We start from the raw sequence: 6315 nt of genomic DNA on the forward strand, positions 1-6315 counted from the left end.
TTCTGGACGATTTCTTCCGGTTTGTGTCGTTTGATTCCCATTTTCGGTCCTCCGTTTTACTCATCATAAGGGTGGACCAACTTATTGGGGGAGGATCAAAGTGTTCTTAGCTTTGCTATGCAAAGCTTGTTGGGATGAAGGCACGGAAGATTTACGGCTATTTGGATTAAGCCGATCTTCAAGTTCTGCCAATTTGTTCCACAGAAAATGGATAATATCTCTTGCCTCTTCAGGCGAGTCGAAATCTGGCGGTGGCGGTAATGTTTTCTTATTCATACCTCCAGATCGCCACCTGAAAAAGATCACTCAAGTCGAATGTGGGATCAAGTTAACTCTGTCACACAAATTTGTTGTCAATGCTTCGCGGGTGAAGTGTTACGAACCTTCTATACTTATTACCCTACTTATGCCTATATCGCCAATAAAGTCTTTGTCGTGGCTAACAATTAACACGCTGCCGTTAAAGTCACGCAGAGCTTGAGCTAGCATCAATCGGGAGTCTAAATCTAGATGATTATTCGGCTCATCCAACAACAGCAGAGTGTTGTCAGATTGATGGCTGATGGCTAACATGGAGACTTTCATCCTTTCGCCTCCGCTCAAGTTTACCACCGCTTGCGTTGCTTTCTCTCGTTTTAGTCCAATACCTGCCAGCAGCGTTCGCAGGTTTGTTTCCGTTAGGTGTGAGCAAAAAAAAGCCAAGTTTTCAAGTACGGACTTTGTGTTATCCAGTAACGTGAAGTGCTGATCTAGATAGCATAGGCCTTCACGCACATTAATGTTTCCGTGGACGGGAGTAAGGCGCCCAGCGATAGCTTTCAATAGGGTAGACTTACCACTACCGTTTTTGCCCGATAGGTGGATTTTTTCTCCAAAATCAACAGAAAATGTGATTTCGTTTTCATGTTGAATATAGGGCAGACGCACTTCTGTGATGTCCAAAATACGTAAGGCGCGTTTCTCTACTTTTCCCAAGGGCAGGCTCTGCTGTTTAAATAACTCATGTTTCCTATTCAGAGTGCTGAGCTGATCCTGTATCTGCAGCAATTTACGGTTCTGATTACTTTCCCGAGAACCGGAGGAACTCTCAGCACTCTGCTTTAAGGTATTCAGGATAACTTTAGCCTGGCTACCTGAGCGAGCAATCTGTTTACCTTGACTAGCACGTTGTTGAGCTTTTTCCCGATTATTTTGCATGGTCTGACGCATGAGCTTGATCTCTGAATTAACATGCTCGATGTGGCGTTCCAAACTATTTAGCTCACTGGCGCGCTGTTTCGCGTAGACCTCATAGGAACCGCCGTAATGATGTATACCGAGAGTATTCAGCTCCAAGATATCATCTACATTGCCCAAAATCTCACGATCATGACTAATGATAAGTATACCGCCATTGAAGTTCATCATCTGTTCGATTAACCAATTCTTTCCTTGTTCGTCCAGATGGTTTCCTGGTTCATCAAGAATTAGATAGTCATAATTAGATTGGAAAAGCTGATACAGCGCGAACCGAGTTAACTGACCGCCGCTCAGAGCATCACATCGTAAAAATGGATCTACAGGTAATCCTAATGCCTGTAGTTGCTGCTCCAGATTTGCCTGCAGTTGCCAATTATCGTCGATTAGCTCGAAGTCATGAGGATCACATCCTCCTGCAGTAATTCGGGTTAAAGCTTCCAACCTGTGCCGAACTCCAAGAAAGTCACTAACAGTTTCATGCAGAATAGGTATTTCCTCCACGCCATCCTGCCGTAGCCACCCGACTCGACAGAAAGTGGTGACAGAGCCGGAATAAGGCATTCTTTCCCCTGTCAGCAGTGATGCCAATAAGGACTTTCCTACACCGTTTCTGCCAACTAGTCCGGTTATTTTATCGTCCAGAGCAAAATTCAGGTTGGAAAACAGCGTATCGCCATTGTCGAATCGATAAGTTAAGGATTGAGCATTGATACTTGTCATAACTCCCCCTGTTGAATATCTCTTCCCTAATGTTTCTTGCAGCAGATAGTAATCGCCATGCCGATGCAAAATAATGCGGACACGATAGGAGCGTTGACACTGATGTTGGCCACAAAGCCGAAGGTAAAACCGGAGAAGCCAGCGCTGAAAGCGGCGATAGCGGCAGCCATTCCCATGATAAAGCCTTGTTTGCTCGCATCAACGCAAATGGATAGCTGTGCCATTAAGCCGCTGTATGACATGCCAAAGCCTACCGCGCCCAATACCGCTAGTAGATACAGAATATATGGATTAGTGTTGAGTAGGGTTCCACCTATACAGAATGCCATCAGTACCAACGCCAGCCTAACCATGCTAAGAGGCTTCAGCACTTTCATCGCAGCGCCAACTAAGAATAGGAAAGCAAACGCTAGGCCAAAACCGGTCCAAGAGATGAAGTTGCTCACTTCCTGCTGAGCAAAACCGAGCCCACCGGTCAGATAAAGACCGATAAACTGGAAGAAGGTATTCCAGCCCACCAGCATCAACAGCAGCAGCAAGGCGTAGGTGCGGATATCCTTGATTCTGACTGCGTCGAGCAGATTCGCAATTGGGTTGGGAAGCGTCATCGCACGCTTCTTGGCGTCCGCTTTTTGGTCTTGAAACACCAGCAGCAGGATCAGCAAATTCACCACGGACAGCGCCGCCACAAAGATAAAAGGCGTCTGCAGATTGAACCAGGGAACTAGAACAGGATCACTCAGATAACCGCCGATCAACGGGCCGACGACATAGCCGAGGGAGACAAAAAACATGATGTAGCCAATGTACCTGGCCCGCTGTTTCTCTTCAGTGACATCGATAATAGAGGCCTGCGCGACGGGCAGACTACCGGAAAAGAAACCGCCAATAAGCCTCCCGGCCATGAACAGCCACAGGCTCTTGAACACCAGGGCGTACGCCAGCAAGACATAGCTCATCGCCAGACCGCTGAGACAAAGCAGCAGCGTCTTCTTCCGTCCCAGGACATCAGACAAAGCGCCCAGCAATGGCGCGCCAAAAAACATGGCGATGGAGAACGCGCCCAGCGCCACGCCGTATACGCCATTGCGGAAACCTTCAGAGCCTTCGCTGATCAGCCCGGCCACAGGATCGTGGGCGATGGACGTCAACATGGGAATAATCAGGCTGGCGCCCAGATTATCAATAAAAATAACCAGATAAATTCCGATTAAACTCAACATCTTTATGTTTGTCATAAAACCTCTCGTACTGAAGCGCCCTGCAAGGGCGCCCTATACTTTTCCCATTATTTGCTATTTTATTTAGCGCTTTATTGGCCTCTTAATCCTGGCCACTTCGCCGATACTTTTTCGCCTTAACCGATAACCTCCCCATTGAGGAAGACGATACGTCGCCACAATTCATGCATATCCTGTTTCGGATTGGCGCCATATCGGCGCAGAGAATCGACAAATTCCAGGTAACTGCGTGACTCGTTGTCGCTGGCGCCGAGCATACTCATGGCCGAAAGAAACGGGATGCGCTGACCTTGCACCCTATCGAACCGGCGCAGCAACAGCACCGGCTTGTTCAGTACATGTTCGATTCGCCAGTCGGGCACGGGGATACCAGCCTTTGCCGCAAGCCGGAGCGCAACCGCCTCCCACAGAACCGTATTGATTTCGTCATCCATGTGTGGAAACTTGGCGATGGCCAGATGCCCGTCCCGGTCCCGAACAGATGCCTTAGGACGCGCACCACCCAATGATGAACCGGGCGCCAGCAGCAAGCGCAGATCCTCGTCGCTATCCGTGTCACCAACGACATGTTCCGCCGCCGACAGCAATTGTGGCAGATCGATCAGGGGTGGTATGCGAGCGGCTTCATGTTCGGCAAGAAACGGGCCGCCCTCCTGCCTGGCAAAGCGCAGAGCGCCTTGTCGTGTCTCATCATCAACCATGAGCAGATAGTCAATTTCCATCAAGGTGCGCGGCGTCTCGCCCGCGCGCTCTGCCCGTCGCCGTTCTGCCCGACGCATCAAAACCCGCCCCCAACGGTCGGGGGCAGAGTCACCAATGGTACCGAACAGGGGCTTACCTGAAGGTGTGTGGAATGGACCCGGACCCAGCGTCAGGGCCGGTTCCAGGGAGAAACGATCTGCATACTCAAGCCAACCTGAATCATATTCGAACGTGGCGCTTTCCCTACCTTTGCGCACGCGCGCCCACAGTCGTCCGACCAGATGCGGCGTACCGGCAATATCCACATAGACATACACTTCTGTTTCCATCACGCTTTACTCTTCTGTCCAGACTGGGACGATTTGCCCCCAGATTTATTCTGGCGCGGCTTGCGGATGCGTTGCGGCAAGCGCTCCTCTTCGAGTTCAAGACCCACCGTATCCGTCTTGGCATCAGCTAGATCACCCAACCGCTCGGCCATACCCAGGACAAAGAGCACATTGGCATAGTTACCCAGCGAAACGCCGGGGGCGCCCTTTTCTATCTTGTTCAGGGTTGTCCGGCTGATAGAAGCCCGTTCAGCCATGACAGCCGTTGAAATACGCCGCCTGAGCCTGGCATCACGGATATCCTGTCCAAGCTTACGCACCGCTCGCCTGACCGGAATCGGCGCCATCAAATCTAGCTGGGTTTTGCTCATGTTTCGTCCATCTTTATGGTCACTATCCTGTATAGTGTATATAATTATGGACGTTATATCAATATTTCTACAGTAACCCACCCAAATGACAATAATCGTTACGTTCATTATTCTGAACGCAACTTGATTTAACACCCAGAATTGTGTACATTTCCAGGATATTATGGGCCCCTGGCCAGGATCACCTGCATCAGGGAAGTTGCTCCATCCCGACCGTGTTTTTCAAAGGTATTTCTTAAACGTACTCGCGGTCACTGCTACAGCAAATGCAAACAGTGCGGCGAATGGAATCACAATAAAGGTAGGATGCAGGCTGAACGGAAGCGCCAGATACGTAACCCAGGTGATCACTACCAGTGGTAGCACTGCCTTCTTGGCATAGTGGTACACGAATGAACTCTCTCGCCCTCCTCCCCAGCGGCGAAGATCCCGTTGTACCAGACCGTCAACCAAAGCCACCAGACTAAACAACAGGAACACCGGTGTCGCCAAACTGAGAATAGCCAGGCGTACCGAGAACACCTGGGTCACCTGCATGGCCGCAATGACAAATTCAACGAGCGGCCAATAGATCTTGTGCAATGTCGGCCGCATGCCTTGCTCTTCCTGTCGCGACGGTGGAGAGACCCAATGGATAAAAGCCACAACTCTCGTAACCTCAAACAGGTAGTGATAACTCCCATCGGCCACCTCTTTGGCGAAGCGGGCGGGATCTGATGTCACGATACTGCGGCGGAAGTCGGTGTCCAGATAGCTGATCTCTTTGGCAAGCATTGTGCGACTGTGGTCGAGGCCTTGTTCCGGCCACCAAATCACCATCCCCACCCATTCGACAATGATCGAAAACAACAGGGAGAAAAGCAGCCACAGGATCGCTTGCGAGATCGTTGCCAGACCTCTGGTGAACAATCCCTGCTGAACAACCGTTCGCCGCGGATCGGTGGCCGCTTCAGCCATCAACACCCTCCGTCAGTTCACTCGGTTTTGAGACGTCGGCCACCGCCATCCACCACGGCTCCTGCACGCGGTACCACTGATCGTTGGTGATATAGGTCCTCTCCATCTCGTTGGCGATATCCGCAAGACCCTCTGGCATAGACTGATCCCCACGGGTATCCGGGAATGGCATGCGCAATTTCCAAAGATGGCCACCCTCTAACAACGCAAAGGCCTGGCCTTTGGGCAACGCCACGAGCTCCGCCGGTGTCAGCATGGGGACCTCCGAGACACTGATACGATCCTCGTTGCGGGATTTGAAATCCACCCCGGAACCCGGATCAGACGAATCGTCCACGCCCGATACGCTCATCAGGGTAAACACCTCAACCCTCGAGAGCTGGTCAGTCAGCATCTCGGCGGTGGCCAGTGATCCTCCCCCAATAAGTTGGTCCACCCTTATGATGAGTAAAACGGAGGACCGAAAATGGGAATCAAACGACACAAACCGGAAGAAATCGTCCAGAAACCTGGTTGGACAAGGCACTGCCCGCATCGATGCGATCCGCGAAATTGGCATCACTGAGCAGACTTACTACCGCTGGCGCAAAAAGTACGGTGGGATGGGGATTGACCAGTTAAAAGAACTGAAACGGCTACAGAAGGAGAATGAACGTTTGCGCAAGGCCGTTTCTGATCTGACACTGGATAAGCAGATTCTGTCGGAGGCTGCCAAGGGAAACTTCTGAGCCCCTCGCGTCGCAGGGCCTGTATCGA

The 6315-nt window shown here is 50.9% G+C and carries 6 protein-coding genes and 2 pseudogenes; 1 reads left to right on the forward strand and 7 read right to left on the reverse strand.

Going from position 1 to position 6315, the window contains the following annotated elements:
* Positions 1-81: 81 nt before the first annotated feature.
* The 7 genes and pseudogenes from BOW06_RS12670 to BOW06_RS12700 form a co-directional block, all read right to left on the reverse strand.
* A complete protein-coding gene (locus BOW06_RS12670) occupies positions 82-276 on the reverse strand; it encodes a DUF6444 domain-containing protein (protein ID WP_078453690.1) in 195 nt (64 codons plus the stop codon).
* Positions 277-375: 99 nt separating this feature from the next.
* Positions 376-1959 (reverse strand): ABC-F family ATP-binding cassette domain-containing protein, encoded by a 1584-nt coding sequence (locus tag BOW06_RS12675; protein WP_043116928.1) that lies wholly within the window; start codon positions 1957-1959, stop codon positions 376-378.
* A gap of 26 nt (positions 1960-1985) precedes the next feature.
* Complete coding sequence (locus BOW06_RS12680; protein ID WP_043116929.1) at positions 1986-3197, reverse strand: MFS transporter; 1212 nt, start codon at positions 3195-3197, stop codon at positions 1986-1988.
* 119 nt (positions 3198-3316) lie between these two features.
* Positions 3317-4231: a type II toxin-antitoxin system HipA family toxin gene (locus tag BOW06_RS12685; protein WP_078454858.1), complete on the reverse strand. Its 915-nt coding sequence runs from the start codon at positions 4229-4231 to the stop codon at positions 3317-3319.
* Entirely contained in the window at positions 4231-4602 is a 372-nt protein-coding gene (locus BOW06_RS12690; RefSeq protein ID WP_078459512.1) for a helix-turn-helix transcriptional regulator, read from the reverse strand. Before BOW06_RS12690 ends, BOW06_RS12685 begins: the two co-directional genes overlap by 1 nt.
* Before the next feature lie 222 nt (positions 4603-4824).
* On the reverse strand, positions 4825-5559 hold the full coding sequence (locus BOW06_RS12695; protein ID WP_043116930.1) for a TIGR03747 family integrating conjugative element membrane protein: 735 nt from the start codon (positions 5557-5559) through the stop codon (positions 4825-4827).
* Positions 5552-5962 (reverse strand): annotated as a pseudogene (locus BOW06_RS12700) (type IV conjugative transfer system coupling protein TraD); the annotation flags it as partial. The pseudogene BOW06_RS12700 and the gene BOW06_RS12695, both read right to left, overlap by 8 nt.
* A 63-nt stretch (positions 5963-6025) precedes the next feature.
* On the opposite strand from BOW06_RS12700, the pseudogene BOW06_RS12705 reads away from it, so the two are divergent.
* A pseudogene (locus BOW06_RS12705) lies at positions 6026-6315 on the forward strand (transposase); the annotation flags it as partial.

The sequence above is a fragment of the Solemya velum gill symbiont genome (assembly GCF_002020255.1).
Lineage (GTDB): Bacteria > Pseudomonadota > Gammaproteobacteria > Chromatiales > Chromatiaceae.